This window comes from Leptolyngbya sp. PL-A3, from assembly GCF_039962325.1.
Classification (GTDB): Bacteria; Cyanobacteriota; Cyanobacteriia; order Elainellales; family Elainellaceae; genus Vacuolonema.
In genome coordinates this window covers 84237-101440 of sequence record NZ_JAMPLB010000014.1, presented here as the reverse complement: position 1 = coordinate 101440, position 17204 = coordinate 84237, and the positions used below count along the sequence as shown (strand labels likewise).

The 17204-nt window shown below is 49.1% G+C and carries 9 protein-coding genes; 3 read left to right on the top strand and 6 right to left on the bottom strand.

All coding sequences use genetic code 11. From position 1 onward, the window contains the following. Positions 1-37: 37 nt before the first annotated feature. The 4 genes from NDI52_RS13045 to NDI52_RS13030 form a co-directional block, all read right to left on the bottom strand. Positions 38-1522: a peptidase S10 gene (locus NDI52_RS13045; RefSeq protein ID WP_348256437.1), complete on the bottom strand. Its 1485-nt coding sequence runs from the start codon at positions 1520-1522 to the stop codon at positions 38-40. Positions 1523-1965: 443 nt separating this feature from the next. Then, on the bottom strand, positions 1966-4248 hold the full coding sequence (locus NDI52_RS13040; protein WP_190775787.1) for a GAF domain-containing protein: 2283 nt from the start codon (positions 4246-4248) through the stop codon (positions 1966-1968). Beyond that, positions 4245-4676: a response regulator gene (locus NDI52_RS13035; protein ID WP_190775788.1), complete on the bottom strand. Its 432-nt coding sequence runs from the start codon at positions 4674-4676 to the stop codon at positions 4245-4247. The genes NDI52_RS13040 and NDI52_RS13035 overlap by 4 nt, the downstream gene beginning before the upstream one ends. Before the next feature lie 3 nt (positions 4677-4679). Further along, positions 4680-7850, bottom strand: coding sequence for a PAS domain-containing protein (locus NDI52_RS13030; protein WP_190775789.1), 3171 nt, complete (start codon positions 7848-7850; stop codon positions 4680-4682). A gap of 629 nt (positions 7851-8479) precedes the next feature. Between NDI52_RS13030 and NDI52_RS13025 the strand changes: the two genes are divergently transcribed. Continuing rightward, positions 8480-8983: a pyridoxamine 5'-phosphate oxidase family protein gene (locus tag NDI52_RS13025; protein WP_190775790.1), complete on the top strand. Its 504-nt coding sequence runs from the start codon at positions 8480-8482 to the stop codon at positions 8981-8983. Positions 8984-9234: 251 nt separating this feature from the next. Here the strand turns inward: NDI52_RS13025 and NDI52_RS13020 are convergent, their stop codons facing one another. Further along, entirely contained in the window at positions 9235-11706 is a 2472-nt protein-coding gene (locus NDI52_RS13020; RefSeq protein WP_190775791.1) for a glycoside hydrolase family 31 protein, read from the bottom strand. Between the two features lie 772 nt (positions 11707-12478). Here NDI52_RS13020 and NDI52_RS13015 point away from each other — a divergent pair. Both NDI52_RS13015 and NDI52_RS13010 read left to right on the top strand, forming a co-directional pair. After that, a complete protein-coding gene (locus NDI52_RS13015; RefSeq protein ID WP_190775792.1) occupies positions 12479-14710 on the top strand; it encodes an amylo-alpha-1,6-glucosidase in 2232 nt (743 codons plus the stop codon). Between the two features lie 378 nt (positions 14711-15088). Beyond that, on the top strand, positions 15089-16009 hold the full coding sequence (locus NDI52_RS13010; protein WP_190775793.1) for an AraC family transcriptional regulator: 921 nt from the start codon (positions 15089-15091) through the stop codon (positions 16007-16009). 60 nt (positions 16010-16069) lie between these two features. Here the strand turns inward: NDI52_RS13010 and NDI52_RS13005 are convergent, their stop codons facing one another. Continuing rightward, the gene (locus NDI52_RS13005; protein ID WP_190775794.1) at positions 16070-17182 is read right to left on the bottom strand and encodes an aldo/keto reductase; all 1113 of its coding nucleotides are present in this window, start codon (positions 17180-17182) and stop codon (positions 16070-16072) included. Positions 17183-17204 lie beyond the last annotated feature (22 nt).

The window sequence follows — 17204 nt, the reverse complement described above, 5'->3', positions numbered from 1 at the left end:
CGAAAAACATCTTTAAGGCAGCAGTTGTGTTGGAGGCTTAAGCGATCGCCCGGTTATAAAATTGCATCATTTCACCAAACCATTGATGACGGGACGCTTCCCAGGTATAAAACATGTGTCCACCCTGAAAATGGCGAATGGTTAAATTGGGGCGCACTGCAGGATTAAGCTTCATCAAGTCAGCTAAATGGTTGGAAGCAAAATAAGGTGTAACCAGATCAAACAATCCGTGAGTGATATAAACCTGCATGTAGGGATTCAAGGTCATTCCAACCCGCAAATCATCCACTGCACCAATAAAACCCTGTTTCAAGCCACCTTTGAGCTCGAATTTCCAGGCTTTGAAGGTATCAAAATTCAGCAAATGGTAAGTCAAGTTTGTTTCAACCCCTAACGTACCTCGTAGGTGGCTATTGATAGCCCCTGTAAACAATCGATCCAGGCCATCTAAGGTGGGGTCGGTGCCTTCGTAGAGGGGGCGATCGGGGAAGGGATCGATCGCTGTAATCGAGGCATCATACAGGCCCACAATGCGTTGCTGATCACGTAGCAATTCTCGGGCAAATACTTCAATACCAATGCGTCCACCGTGGCGGGCTACTAACGTTACAGGCAGCCCAATTAAATTTGCACATTGCTGGTAAGCCTGTTGCCGCTCATCTTCAGGGAGAGCGTCTCCCATAGCTAGTAAAGGAATCAGGGTTTTGCGGGCAAATGATTCAGCTGCCGCGAGGTGAGTCTGCAAATTCTCGCCAGCCAATTGGGCACGGTTATGGTGAGCTGCCGACCCTGCCATAGAAGGGAGCACCGTCGCCCAAGTCGTCAGGTTGTAGTCAGTTCCTTCTAATAAACTGAACTCGAGTGCCGGAGAAATAAGAATAGCCCCTGACAACCCTACACCAAATTCCTGTTGCAATTTACGAGCTAGCTTCGCCACTCGGAACCCTCCATAGCTCTCCCCAGCAATGAAAATAGGCGATAGCCAGCGATTATGTTTCGAGAGGAAGTTCTGAATGAACTCTCCCAAAGCTTTCAGGTCTCGTTCAACTTCCCAAAATTCCGTTTCTTTCTCCTCCGGCTTCTCAGATTTTGGCTTCTCATCTGCTTTAGCCTCCTCCTTCTCAGGGGAAACAGCCCGGCTAAAACCCGTTCCTACCGGATCGACGAACAACAGATCTGTAAAGCTCAACCAACTTTCTAAATTATCGACAACGTTGACCGGAGGTCGCAGTAAGTCTCCCTGTTCCCCAAAGGCAATCCGCTTTGGGCCTAATGCCCCCATGTGTAAATAGGCAGAAGCAGCACCAGGCCCACCATTAAATACAAAGGTGAGCGGACGGGGCGTTGAGCCCTGATGATCTACCAAATAAGCCACATGAAATATTTCGGCGATCGCCTTCTCACGCTCATACAGAGGTTGCCACTCGGCGATCGCCGTATAGTGAATCGCCCCATCCGCCAGGGAGAGAACATGGGTTGTCGTGCTAGATTTACGAGCTGTAGAGGTGAAGGAATCGGACATATAATGCTTCCCAGCGTATTTTCTCACTTAAACGTTAACAACACTTCCACAAACTCGAACAGTTCAGCAATGCTCATTTTAGAATCCGGCCCGAAAATCGCTCGTCTCAGGTGAGCGGTCTTCGGGCTTCAAAGCCGAGAGTTCGTGCCCTACAAGCACGAACTCTCGGCTTTGAAGCTTACCATGAGGACCGCCGCGAATAGTTTTGTAGATTGCAAATGCATCCTAAAACCCGGAAAAAGTGCACTGCGCGAACTCTGTCTTGATTGTAGATTTTTTGGATGTACGAAGCACGTTCAATAACCTTCTGGTTCAAAGCATGTATTACCCTACCATTCAAAAAATATTAGGGCTTACGCACGCTCACCATATTTGGAGCATTTATGTTGTGTGTAGTGTGCGAAGCACATCACACACAACATAAATGCGTAAGCCCTGAACATTTACGATTCCTGTATTTCAAGAGGAAGTTGCACGGTAAATCGAACAAGAGCGTTAAAACTTTCTGCCTTAATAGAACCGCTTAAATGTTCCACTAAACGTTTTACCAGGGCTAGTCCTAGGCCGGTGCCACCATGTTTCCAGCGATCGACATTGGCGACGCGGTAAAACTTCTCAAATAGGTGAGGTAAAACGTCGGCTGGAAGTTCTACCCCAGAGTTGCAGACCTGAATTTGCACAGTCCTATCCTTAACCCAGGACGTTAGGATAATTTGCTCATGGGGCGGCGTGTACTTACAGGCGTTGTGTAGCAGTTCAACGATAATTCGGTTCAGTGCCGATACATCCGTTGTGATGCAGGGGAGATCAGGAGACAAGTCCACAGTGAGTTGCTGTTGTTGTTCCTGAGTACGAACAAAAAAGGGTTCAGCAATAGAAACTAGCAGATCATTCAAATCAACGCTTTCTAAGTCGAGCACTTGAACATTAGCTTCCAGACGTTGCAAGTCCAGCAGGTCGTTAATCAAGTTGAGTTCCTGGGTGCAGCCCTCCTCCAGGATTTCGACGTAGCGGGTGAGCCGATCGCCCTGAAGCCCTGGATGGCTCAGGCTTAGCTTCACCATTTGAATGGCCATTTTGATATTAGCCAGGGGCGATCGCAGTTCGTGAGAAACGGTACTGAGAAAATCATCCTTCAACTGTCCCAACTGTTCCAGCGCTTTTACCTGACTTTGAGCTGCTTGATATAAGCGAGATTGACGTAAAGCGATCGCTGTTTGGATGCCAATCTGCCGTAACAAACTCACCTCCCAGGATTGCCACTCGCGGGCTCCGCTATTCTGGTAGGCCGCCAAAAAGCCCCAGAGTTTCTCATCCACAAAAATGGGGGAAATCACATAAGCTTTCGCCTGAAATTGCTCCAGTAAATCGATGTGGCACCGGGCGTGCCCAACAGCATAGATGTCGTTAACTGCGAACATTTCATTATTTTGATACCGTCCTCCCTGAGTTTCCTGCAAATAGGTGTCTTCCCATCTCTTCTTGATGTGCCCTCCCACCAGGGGTACCCACCCATCTCCTACCGACTCTGCAATAAACTCCCCACTCCAATCCTCTGCAAATTGATAAACCGCAACCCGGTCAACCTGAAGCGTCTGACGGGTTTCGTTCAATACAGTTGCTAAAATTTCCTCTAAATCCAGCGAGCGATGAATATTTTGAATAATTAAACGCAATAACCGTTCTTGTTCAGCTTGTTGTTGCAGGGATTGAGTTCTCTCCCGTACCCGTTGTTCAAGCTCCTGATTCAGTTGTTGCAAAGCAGTTTCTGCCCGCTGGCGTTCTGCCAGCTCCAACTGAGTTTGTCGATAGAGATTAGCTTGCTGAATAGCGATGGCGACTTGATTCGCCAGTTGTTTTAATAATTGAATTTCATCCTCTGTCCACTGTCGTGGTTGAGTACAGTGGTGGGCAATTAACAATCCCCACAACCCGTTGGGTTGCATGATAGACACCACAAGATTAGCCCGAACCTGGAACTGCCGGAGGAAATTTGCATAGCAAGGTGGAATACGAGCATCGTCAATGTCGGCGATCGCTCGCACCTGTTCATCAAAATAATGAGTGAGCAACTCTAATTTCAGACATAGATCGCCAATCTCCTGGCCCAAAATAGCCTGCCAATTCTCGTTAACGGACTCCTGCACAACATGGCCCTGCCCCTCAGGGTTGAGCTTGAAGAGAATCACGCGATCGGTCTGTAAAACCTGGCGTACTTCCGTCACGGTAACTCGCAGAATGTCGTCCAGATTGAGGGACTGTCGAATCCGCTCCGTTACCATGCGAATTAACTGCTCTCGTGCCGCCGTCTGGTGGAGTTGGATTTCTGCATGCCTACGTTCTGCCCGAACAAGTGCCTCGCGCACTTCTCGTCGTGCTGCCTCTGCCAACCGGGTTAGATTCCCTTTCATCAAATAGTCGTGGGCTCCCTTCTTCATCAGGGCGACTGCAGCCTCTTCCCCAATCGTGCCTGACACCACAATAAAGGGCAAATCGAGTTGACTTTGCTGGACAATTTCTAGAGCGGCTCGGGCATCAAAGCTGGGCAAGCGATAATCAGAAATAATCAAATCCCAGGATTGATACATCAAAGCATTCCGTAGTGCATCCGCTGTTTGCACGCGTTCCCAGGTTAAATCAAAGCCGCTCCGGCGCAGTTCCCGTAATATCAGTAGAGCATCATCCTCGGAATCTTCGACGATTAAGACCTTGAGGGATTCACTCATAACGCTATCCCTCCCTCTGGCAGCGGTTCATTGAGTAACGCCCAGTAAAGCCCTAATTGCCGCACAGCTTCCGTGAAGTGTTCCATCTCAACAGGCTTTCGCACATAGCTATTGGCACCGAGGCTATAGCTTTCAACAATATCTCGGTCTTCACTGGATGAGGTGAGTATAACAACAGGCAACAGGCGAGTGCGTTCATTGGCCCGCAGTTCTCGAAGAACTTCCAACCCATCTAGTTTCGGCAATTTGAGATCGAGCAGGATGACACAGGGAAGCGAGTCTAACCTACCAACTAGCTCTAAGGCTTCTTCACCATTGTGAGCGACCAAAATTTCATTTGCCAATTTGCCGCGTCGAAGAGCACGGATGGTGAGGCGTTCATCATCAGGATTATCTTCCACGAGGACAATGGTGCGCAGGGAAGTCATAGCTTAAGCGTTTACTCCGGTGAGTAGCTTAGGGATCGTGAAATAGAGGGTAGCACCCTGCTCTACAGCGGCCTCTGCCCAGACCTGCCCACCGTGCCGATGAATTGCCCGTTGAACTGTAGCTAACCCAATGCCAGTACCCGGAAACTCATCCGTATTGTGCAAGCGTTGAAAGACGCCAAACAGTTTCGCTGCATAAGTCATATCAAAGCCTGCTCCATCATCACGGATAAAATAAATTAATTCTCCATGTTGTTTGATTATGCCAAATTCAATCCGTGCAGAGGAATGATGACTGGTGAACTTCCAGGCGTTTGCCATCAAGTTAGTGATTGTCACCGACATCAACGTTGAATCGGCAGATACGATCGCATTGGGTGCAACCACAAACTCTACCTGTCGCTCTGGTTCTGAGGCTTTTAGCTCCGCTGCTTGCCGCTCTACGAGTTTGGAGAGGTTTACCGTCTTAGGTTGCATTTCATAGCGAGAAATACGAGAGAGGTTCAGTAAATCATTAATTAACATGCTCATCCGCTGGACGTTATGCCGTATGCGAGCAAAATAGTCCTTTCCCTCTGCGTCAAATTGATCACCATAGTCTTCGAGTAGGGCTTTGCTAAACCCATCAATTGCCCGTAGAGGAGCACGTAGATCATGGGATACAGAATAGGCAAAAGCTTCCAGTTCTTGATTAGACGCTTTTAGTTGAACTGTCTTTTCTAACAGTTTCGCTTCAATTTGTTTACGTTCCGTAATATCCAATGTTGTACCGGTTAAAAGGATCACATTTCCTGCTTTATCGACCAATGTTTCTCCTTTAGATTGCATGTACGCAATAGAGCCATCGGTACAGCAGATACGGCACTCAATGTCGTAGGGTTGGTGAGTGTCAATGGCTTGTTGGATGCTTCGCTGATGCAGGTCGCGATCATCCGGGTGAATCAGTTGCTGAAGCTCCCTAAAAGATTTTGGCGTCCCCTCGACTGGGTCACGTTTGAATAAACGAAAGACTTCTTCAGACCAGCTAATTCTTTGAGTAACCAGGTCAAGCTCCCAGCTACCAAGTTTGCCAATGCGTTGAGCTTGCCTCAAGTGAATATCGCTTTTTTGAAGCTGGGCTTCTGTTTCCTTGAGCTGTGTAATATCTACGTGGCAACCAACCATCCGTAAGGGTTGCCCGGTAATATCCCAATCAATCACTTGGCCAGCACAAATTACCCAAACCGTGGAGCCATTCTTGTGTCGGTATCGCACTTCACTATAAAAAGGTTCCTCGCCATGACTTTGTATATGGCGATCGAGACATGCCAACGTCTCTGGTAGATCTTCTGCAAAAATTAGCTTCTGCCAGGTATCAACCTCATCCGGTAATTCATCTTCCCTGTATCCAAACATCCGCTTGATGCCGGGACTCCAGTAGTTGGTTTTGGCTGAAAAGTTCATATCCCAATATCCAGCCAAAACTCCGTCAAGAATGTTTTCAAGCAGGGCTAACTCCAGGCGGAGCTTTTCTGCCTGAAACCGCTCTGTTTCTGCTTGTTTACGATCGCTAACATCTAAGTTGACCCCAGTGCAACGCACGGGCTGACCATCAGTCCCCCGTGCAATCAGGTAATAGGAGGCAACATAGCGCAGGCTACCATCTGACTGCTGCACACGGAACTCAATAGTCCCCTCGCCTCTCTCTGCCAAGTCTTGATGTATCGTTGCCTGACAGTAGGCCAAATCATCCGGGTAGATCACCGCTTCCCAGTCTCGATAGGTAATGTCTCCGGCCCGCTGAAGCCCATAAAGCTCGTAAACACGATCGTCCCAACTCAAATGATTGTTGGCGATATCCCAATCCCACACACCCATTTTGGCGGCCTGTACGGCCAGGTTGAGGCGATCGCTCAGATCATGCAACTGATTCTCTACCCGTTTGCGATCATCAATATCGGTATGGGTTCCTATCATTCGTAGCGGCTGGCCGTCGGCATCCCATGCTACGACTCTACCTGAGGATAAAATCCATTTATAGTCGCCAGACTGGGTGCGTTGGCGAAATTCTACTTTGTATTGGGGTAGGGTTCCTGCAATGTAGGCTTGATAGATCGCCGCTACAGGTTCCTGATCATCAGGGTGAAGGCGTTCCAGCCACCAGGCATGAGTTTCGTGAAAGGTAACGGGGTCGTCATAACCTAGCATAAGAGCATATTCAGGGCTGACCACTGCTTCCCCCGTCTGGATATTGAGGTCATAAAGCCCCTGATTTGCAGCACCCAGCGCTAACCGTAGTCGCTCTTCACTCATGGCTAATTGCTGCTCAGCTTGTGCTTGCTGCCGAGCATTGGCAATGGTTTGCCCCAGTATTCCTAGCAGCCGAGCCGTCTCCTCATTCCAGAGCACAGGTTGGCTGAAAGAAGCAAACCCAAATAACCCGACAACTCCCATACGCCCTATCAGAGGGACGGAGAGGACTGCGACTAAACCAAAGCGCTGCCAACCCAGTTGATCAATTGCCGCCTCGGGGCCAAGCTCTGCAACATTTGGTACATAAACAATTTCTCGTTGTTGCAACTTGGCGACTGACCAGGGAAACGCAGCGAAAGGAACATGTTGTAGATGTGAAATTCGACAGGGGCAGTGAGGTTGAGACCACTCGTGGGTCATGCTCATGGTGCTGTTATCTAAATCAAATGTGACTAGATAGCTGCTGTCTACCTGAATAACCTCACTTATAAGCTGCAAGCTTCGTTCAATCTCTGCATCCAGACTATCGGAGCTCAGATTGACAAATCGACTCGTGATTTCAGCAATGAGCTGATTGAAATCTCGCTGTGTTTTTAGGGTCTGTTCAGCCAGTGTGCGATCGCTGATATCAACATGAACACCAAGCAGCCTAAGAAACTGGTGCCAAAAGTAGGGCAAGTTCCGTCCTTGATGAATCGATTCAAAGCTCGTTCTACTAACATAAGCAGAAAGGGCGGATTCGTTTCCACCCTTTTCGCCTGCCTTGCCGGAGCTGGCTTTCAGTAGAAAAGCAAGCCGTACCACCAAAAACAAAGCAAAAGCCAATATGATGAGGCCATCCGAACCTGTCGATAACCACATCAACTGGGGTTCCCACGGGTCACAGTTGCCCTGAGAAATCAGCACTAAATAGATAAGCTTGTCATAAAAGAATGGAATCATTATATTAAGTTGCCCCTCAATTAGCACTGTTCAGTACTTACACAAAATTTGAATAGTTTTTATCGTCGGTATGTTGAAAGACCACTAAATTAACTATTGTTAAGATTGGTTCGCAAGCTGACATCTCAATTATTCCAGGATACATGTTCTACTTCCCTAGCAACATCAAGTTTTTTAAGTAATCAATCGGCAACATCATTTTATTAAGTAGGTAGTTGCTATAGGATGCATCTCACTTACAAGTAAAGTTAAATGCTTATGATAAAAAGTGGTGCGGCGCAAAGCGTCGCACCACTTTTTATCATAAGCATTTAACCCGACATAATATCACTTACAAAAGTGGGTTTCTAAATCTGCAAAAGTGGGATGCACCCATTGCCATAAGATCCAAAAGATTGTGCTGACCGTGAAGCAGGCGGCCCGATCTTTTGAGTTCTATATTTAACATTAGTTCGGATAGTTTTTCTAAAACCCTTGTTTTGCATGCGCTAAGCGCATGCAAAACAAGGGTTTTAGAAAAACTATTCGGAGTGTTGATTGAACAATTGACAAGAAAAATCCAACCTTTGTTGGATTAGATTCAATGCTCCTTCGTTTATCACTAGAGATATACCCGAAGAGGAAAAGCTATGACTTCTGCGATTGAACAAAGCAATCAGATTCAGAAGCTACAAAGCCTGATCAAGGACATTGAGTATGGAATGCTGACGACAATCGATAACGGTTACTTGCGTAGTCGGCCGATGGCAACTCACAAGGAAATTGATGCGGATGGCATACTTTGGTTCTTCACCGATGTAACCTCTCATAAAGTGGCCGAGGTCGAGCAGGAACATCAGGTCAATGTTAGTTACTCAGCCCCTGACAAACAAACGTATGTTTCTATTTCAGGCAGAGCAGAGGTAGTAAGGGATCGTACAAAGATGCAGGAGTTATGGCATCCCTCCCTTAAAGCCTGGTTTCCGCAGGAGTTAGATGAACCTAACATTGCATTGCTCAAAATCACTGTAGAGCAAGCTGAGTATTGGGATTCGCCAGCAGGTTGGGTCGCCAAAACTCTGGGCTTTATCAAGGCTACGGCTACGGGAGAAAGAGCAGGAAGTGGTGAGAATGCCAAGATCAACTTGCAGTAATATGGCTGTCACCCACTAGCTTTTACCAAAAGGAGAGAGGTAGAACGAAATCCTACCTCTCTCTTATAACAACACCTTCAGTACGGAACAAAAAATAGAACTACCTCTAAAACCCAATTTTGTTGTGAAGGTGAAGCTCCCACAACAAAAAATTGGGTTTTAGAGTTTTTTTCTTGTACTCAAGAAAGCATATTTAGCTATCCAAAATATAAGAATTCAGATAGCTAAAATGCGTTTGTTTGGGTTTGCGTCTAGACTTCCTTAAGAGCGATATACATGCGATGGAATGTATGATCGCATCGTATCTGATTTTCCTCACAGGGCATCTCTACATCATCCATCCAGCTTTGCTGTGCGGTAGTTCCATGGACATGCACAATGATGGATTTGTAAGGGAAGACATAGTCTCCATGTTGCTCCCAAATCAGCTCTATACCCTGACCCTCGCGCCTTACATGAAAGTAATCCACCCGAGATTCTTCATAGCCATCTCCAGCATCACTATAAAGTTTTGTGGTGCGGTTTTCATTCTGAGGTGAGTAGAGGTGGAGAGTTAATTCCTCCTTCTCGCTCATGGGGAGAATGCGACCTGCTTCTACCAGGAGGGGAATGTGCTCAATGGGGGCTTCCAGTTCTACGGTTGTGTTACCTTCCAGCAGGCGATCGTCCCAGAAGTGGTACCAGTGACCACTGGGAAGGATAACGGAGCGCGATCGCTGCCCATCCTCCGTAGCAGGGCACACCAGCAGAGCATCCCCTAACAAGAACTGGTCATCTACTGACCATAGTTTTGAATTACTGGAATCATTCCAGAAGACAGGACGTACAGGTGCCACCCCAGTCTGGGCCGTTTCCCAGGCGAGGGTATAGAAATAGGGCAACATGCGATAGCGTAGCCGCAGCGCTTCACGAATCAGGCTGACGGTAGGCTCGCCATACATCCAGGGAGTCCGGTGCTCAGCATTATTGGAAGAATGGGTACGGCAGAAGGTAAAGAAACAGGACATTTGGAACCACCGGAGATACAACTCGGGGCTAGGATTGCCCTGGAAACCTCCAATGTCACAGCCACTATAAGGAACACCTGATAGCCCCAAACCCATAACGATAGACATCGTGAGCTTCAAATTAGGCCAACATGCATAAACATCCCCGGTCCAGGTCCAGGAGTAGCGCTGTACACCGGCCCATCCAGCTCGGGTCACTAAAAAGGGACGATGGTTAGGGCGGTAATCCCGCAGGCTACTGAAGGCGGCTTGGGTTTGCATCATCCCATACACATTATGGGCTTCACGATGGTCGCCGCCGCGCCCTTCCATGTAGTGCCGGGTTGCCTTTGGAAGAGAGGGATCACCGCTGCCAGAAAAAACAGCCGGTTCATTCATGTCGTGCCAAAACCCAGCGACACCGACTTCTAACAAGTAGGCGTACTGGCGTGTCCACCAGCGGCGGACGCGCGGATGGGTGTAATCAGGAAAGACGGTCCAACCGGGCCATACAGGAGCAACGATCAGCTCACCATCGGGCGTGGTACAGAATGCTTCAAGGATCCGTCCCTGAAGGAATGCTGTGCCGTGGCGTTCGTACTTAATACCGGGATTGACAATGGTGATGAATTTGATATCGTGGGCCTGAAGTTCTTGCACAAACTGGCCGAGTTTTGGAAAGCGATCGGGGTCAATGGTGAAAGCCCGGAACCCTGTTTGCACTTCAATATCTAGATGGATAGCGCTGAGGGGCAGGTCATATTTCTCGAAGTTCCGGTAGGTTTCTCGGATGGCATCTTCGTTGCGGTAGCCCCAGCGAGATTGATGATAGCCCAGAGACCAGAGGGGCGGTAGGGGCGATCGCCCGGTCAGGTCGGTATACCGCTCAAGCAGTTCGGCTGGGCTACCACTGGAGATGTAGTAGCGCAGGCTACCACCCGTGAACTCAGCCTTGGCGGTGTCACTAAAGGTGATGGAACCTTCAAAGGAGTTTTCGTAGAACACCAGATAGCTGCCCAGGTCATTTAACCCCATGTAGATGGGAATGCAGAGATACATGGGGTCTTGCTCTGGCATGTACCGCCCAGCCGCATCATAGTTCCACATTCGGAATACTTTGGGCTGGTCGGTGTGCTGACCTTTGCGGGAGCCTTTCTCAATCTTCTCGCGAGCGGTTCGTAAGTTGAGTGGGAAGGCCCGTTCGCCCAGGCCGTAGACTGCTTCTTCGGGACGCAGGGAGGCTTCATCCGTGAGGGCGACTCCGGCTCGTACAGGAGGCAATGTATGGCGGAAAACCTGACCGTTGCCATCGTAAAATTGCAAGCTACCGTCTTGATTGACCTGAATTTTGGAGACAGCTCCCGTGTGAATGGGGGAGACTGACCATCCCCCTTCAGTATCTTGCAGGTTTACAGGCACGTCAGGCCATTCGGTGCGGGCGATCGCATAGGGCACAGGTAACAATCCTGGTTGCCACGTGACACGCACCAGATCCGCAGTCAGGAAATAAATTTCGAGCTCTGCTTCTTCGAAGTAAAACTTAGCTCCATTGGCAATGGGTTCTGCTTGATTGAGCTTGCCCGGAGTAACAGGTTGCCCAGGTGGGGGGCCAGGAAACATGGCTTCAATGCGATCGCGTTTCCACGAGTACATCATTCCAAGCGGTGCGTAGGTCGCATAGAATTGCAACCCCTGGGCGAATTTCCACCGTTGCCAGAGCCAGCGTTTAATACTCATGGTGCTGCGTTGATGCCGTGTTCAGCATTACGATGTCATGGTTAACGCAAAAACGGCCCCTCCCTTGCGTTGGGATTAGCTTGCTTTTACTCTCCTACTGAAGAGGGATTTAATATCGTGAAATCTAAACTTTAAACGCTGAGCAGCTTCATATAAAACGGTATTAGAATATTAGCCCTATCGTAAGGCATCACCCCTTAGTAGGTTTTAGAATGGCAGATTCGCTATTAGTTTTGAGAAGAGTTATAGCGGTAGTTGATTTTCTTAGAATCTGTAGGGACAAATAGCGATTCGTCCTTCTATAACGAACCCAAGCTTTTCCAAAACCTGCCATTCTAGCGATAGAAGCCGTGGGGATCAAAGCGTTGGTACAGGATTCTAGATAGCCACTGTTGAGGATTATCGTTCGGTCCCGCAGTCCTGGCTTAGGGCAACACCGCCCTTATCCCCTGCATGGGGAACCGCTGCCCGTCTTCCAGGCTCCCTCGAAAAAGAGGTTTTGCATGGATAATGTTAGGCCCCCTCGGCTTGCTTGGTTTCGGATCAGGCTTGTGTGCGTTTTTAGCGGGGTTACTCTGTCGTGAGCTCATGAGCGAAAGCTTTATAGTCTATGCCAATACAGCCTTCTAGAAAACCTGCATTCATGGCCCCGATAGTCATCACCTGAGCACTCATAAAGCCTACGCCTTAACTCTTACCTCCGTCCCCCCTGGCTCCTAACGCCCCTGCCCCCTCACCCCTTGCCCCCCTATCCATCCACCGATCCAACCTTATGACTGACCCAACCGAACTTAACTCAGCACTCACCGAGCGCCCACCCTCTACTGCGGAGCAGATGCCATCTTCGCAGTGGCCCTATGCAGCACCCAAGAAGCCTTTGGCAACACTGTTGTTAAAGGATAATGATTTGCTGTTTATCAGCGATAACCTGGGAAATTTACCACGGGAAGATGGGCGACCTAACGCCAGCCTGGGGCTATTTTGCCGTGATACTCGGTTCCTCAGTTACCTCGAATTGCAGATTGAGGGGCGATCGCCAACGTTGCTCAGCAGCAATGCAAATCAGGGATTTGCCCTCTCTGTGTCTTGCACGAATCCGTGGATTAACGATCAACTTCCTGTGGAAAGTATTTGGATTCAGCGGGATATGGTGTTGCAGGGTGGGCTGTTTGAAGAGATCACTCTGACGAATTACAGCATGCAGTCCGTGCAGTTCGAGTTAAGCCTGAGCCTGGATGCTGATTTTGTTGACCTGTTTGAAATTCGGGGCTGGCAGCGACAACGATGGGGAAAAATTCAGCGCTATCCGTGGCAAGAACAATCTTCAGCAGATGCACCCGAGTTGCGGTTGGCTTACCAGGGCATTGACCAGATCGAGATGGAGTCACGGATTCGATTTCTTCATCGTCCACCCGATCAATGTCAGGATTACACAGCTCGTTGGCACGTTAACTTGGCTCCCCATGAAACGGAGGTGTTGGGTTATTGGGTACAGCCATTAATCGCTGGTCAACCCGCATCTGCAACCAGTGGCCCGACGACCTTGAGTCAGGCGATCGCCGCCGAAGCGAAGGAGGAACAGGGATGGCGTGAGCGCATTACCCACATTCGCAGTGATAAGCCCATTATCAATACCATTCTGGAACAGGCCGAGAAGGACTTGTTTTTGCTGGGTCAAACCTTTGGTAAAGATAACAATACAGCGCTTTCTGCTGGGGTGCCCTGGTTTGCCGCGCTGTTTGGGCGGGATGCGTTGATTGCGGCTACGCAAACGCTCATGCTAGATCCGGAACTGGCCCGGCAAACCCTTACGGTGCTGGCTCAATATCAGGGGAAGAAGGTTGATCCCTGGCGGGAAGAGGAACCCGGCAAGATTCTGCATGAATTGCGTCTGGGAGAAATGGCCCGTTGTGGCGAAATTCCTCACACGCCTTACTATGGCACAGTGGATGCAACGCCCCTCTGGTTACTGCTCTACTGCAAGCACTACGCCTGGACAGGCGATCGCCAACTGCTCGACGACCTCTGGGACAATGCTCTGGCCGCTATGGAGTGGATCGATCGCAGCAGCGCAGCCACAGGTTATCTCACCTATCAGTGTCTATCCCCGAAAGGCGTGCTGAATCAGGGTTGGAAGGACACCGAAAAAAGTATGGTGGATCGCCATGGGAACCTGGCTAAGGGAGCGATCGCCCTCTCAGAAGTGCAAGGGTATGTGTATGCGGCTCGCATGCAGATGGCCGCGATCGCCAGCCTAAAGCAACGCCCAGATCTGGCCGAACGTTGGCAACAAGCAGCTCAGGATTTGAAACAGCGGTTTACCCAAGACTTCTGGATGCCCGATCAGCGCTACATTGCCCTGGCTCTAGATGGTGAAGGCCGTCCTGTAGATAGCATCACCTCCAATCCTGGCCATTGCCTGGGGTTAGGGATTCTCCAACCTGAACAGGCTTTGGCCGTGGCTGAACGTCTGCAAGCTCCCGATATGTTTAGCGGATGGGGCATTCGTACCCTCAGTAGTGAGTCCCCAGCTTATAATCCCATGGGCTACCATCTTGGTTCCGTGTGGCCCCATGACAATGGTATTATTGCCACCGGGTTGCGAACGATTGGTCGTACTGAGCAGGCGTTGGCGATCGCCCAGGGCATTTTAGACATGACAGCCCGCCAACGCTATTACCGTCCCCCCGAGCTGTTGTGCGGTACGGAACGCACACCCACAACTAGCCCAGTGGCCTACCCGGTAGCCTGCTCACCTCAGGCCTGGTCTACAGGCTGCCTGTTCCAATTGCTACAGGTCATGGTCAATCTTCAACCCGATGCTCCCAATGGCATGCTGCGTATCGTGCGGCCCTCGCTGCCTCCGTCAATTCAGTACCTCTCTGTCAACAACCTCCATATTGGCCAAACTCGGCTGGATTTGGAATTTGAGCAATTGCATGATCAAACTGCTTGCCGAGTCGTGAGGCGAGATGGGGATCTGCAAGTTGTGATTGAGGTGTAATTTTACTTATGCCCAAACGGAAGAGAGGTGGGGCGAAACCCCACCTCTCTTCCGTTTGGGCATATGCTGTTTATGACATCTATAGGACAGGTTATTTCTTGAAAAGCAGCGCTCCGTGAGGCTTTTTAAGAAATAACCCTTCTGGTTCTAAGCACGTAATGCCATATTCTGAACCAAGCCCTGGTTTTAGAAAGATGGAAGATGCAAGTTATAGTTACTCAACCGGATTTGATGTAAAAGCAAATGGTAGGGGTTCTCGATTTATAATTTGCTCAACTAGCAGACAACCTTTTCTTGCGCCCGTCAAAACAAACAATACAGCCAGGTGTTTCTGGTTTCGGTTGAAGTTACCCCTGTATCAATCGGAGCGGCAGAGTGATGCCAGAACGACCCTCTCTCACCATTGATCTCACCCAATCTAGCGAACTGCTACAACTGGTTCCTCGCCCTCCCCTTCTGACTAGCCAACAAGCAGAATGGAAGAATATTCTCGTTCAGCATCACCAGCAACCACCCTGGGAAATGCCAGAAAATACGGTAAATCAGCATGTTGTTGTCGTTCATCACAAAGTCGGTTCCCGTCTCCAGGTGAACCGAACGATGAATGCCATCAAGCGACAGGAATACATGCGCAATGGTAGCTGTGTCATCGTTCCAGCAGCGGTTCCCCATGAAAGCAGTTGGGGCCATGAAGCCGAATTTACCTTACTGATTTTCGAGCCGGCTTATCTTGCTCAACTGGCTTATGAAACATTGGAGGGCGATCGCATCGAACTCATTCCTCAATTTGCCCGCATCGACCCCATAATCGCCAGTGTAGGTTCAGCCCTTAAAGCAGAGCTAGAAAGCGACAGCATAAGAGGACGGCTTTATGCAGAATCTGCTGCGGTCTTCCTGGCAACCCACCTATTGCATCATTATTGCTCCCGCACACACCCCATCAAAGTAACAGCAAAAGGATTACCCAAATACAAGCTTCAGCAAGCGATCGCCTATATTGAGGCACACTTAGGTGAAGAAATTTCTTTGGAAGCGATCGCCAATCACCTGAATATGAGCCAGTATTACTTCTGTCATCTATTCAAAAAATCAATGGGAGTATCACCCTATCAATACGTGTTACAACAACGGATTAATAAAGCAAAGCATTTATTGAAACACCAAAAATCAGTGATTACTGACGTAGCATTAGAATGTGGATTTGCCAATCAAACTCACTTCACAAAACACTTCCGTAAGCTAACAGGTATTACACCCAGAAGCTACAGAGAACAGTATAGTTTTACTCATTTTGGCTAATAAAGAGTGATACAGCGCAAAGCGCTGTACCACTCTTTATGGTGATCAGATAAACGAATCTTACGATACTCCTGCCGCAGGTGCATCAATCAACACATTGGGTATGTATCCAGATGGTTTGAGCCCGACGGGTTTGGCCCCATGAATCATAGCTTGATGACCTGCTTCGAAGAAACTATAGGGGAACTGAGGATCTGGACGACCCACCGTTTCCAGGCGATCGCTTAACTCTGTGGGCAACTCAAAATCCAATGCTTTGAGGTTATCTTCTAACTGCGATAGTTTTGTTGCCCCAACAATGACAGATCCGACACCGGGTCGTGTTGCAGTCCAATTTACAGCAATCTGCGCCATGCTACGGCCTAGCTCTTTTGCCACGGCCTCTAGTTCTGCAACAATTTTCCAGTTGCGATCGCTAAACTTTTGAAACGCTGTGTTCTGGCTATCCTTCATCACGTCGAGGCGTCCCTCGGCATTTAACACCCCTTCACTGGGGCGGTACTTACCGCTCAAAAGCCCACCCGCTAATGGGCTCCACACCATTACTCCCATCCCCAATTCCACTCCCAGGGGAACAAATTCCTTCTCAATATTGCGCTCTACCAGGGAGTATTCCAGTTGCAATGCGCTGATGGGCTCGTAACCACGCCATTCTGCCAGAGTTTGTGCCCGTGCTGCATACCAGGCCGGGGTATCACTCAAACCGATATAGCGAACTTTACCCGATCGCACCAAATCATCCAGAGTTCGCATCACTTCCTCAACAGGCGTAATACTATCCCAGGTATGCAAAAAATAGAGATCAATATAATCCGTTCCCAATCGCTTTAATGAACCTTCTACCGCACGCATAATGTTCTTGCGGCCATTTCCTCCAGCGTTGGGATTACTAGGGTCTGCGTTGTAGGTGAACTTGGTGGCAATAACCATGCGATCGCGTAAGTTACGTTCTCCAATAAACTTGCCGGTCCACAATTCGCTGGTTCCATTGGTGTATAAATCGGCAGTATCAACAAAGTTACCTCCCGCATCCACATAGGTGTTGAACATCTGGCGGGCCGTGTCCTCATCTGATCCCCATCCCCATTCAGTACCAAAGGTCATCGTGCCGAGAGAAAGACGGCTAACGCGCAGACCCGAGCGCCCGAGAGTGTAGTAAGCATCGAGAGCCATAACCTGTTGCTCCTTAAGATTG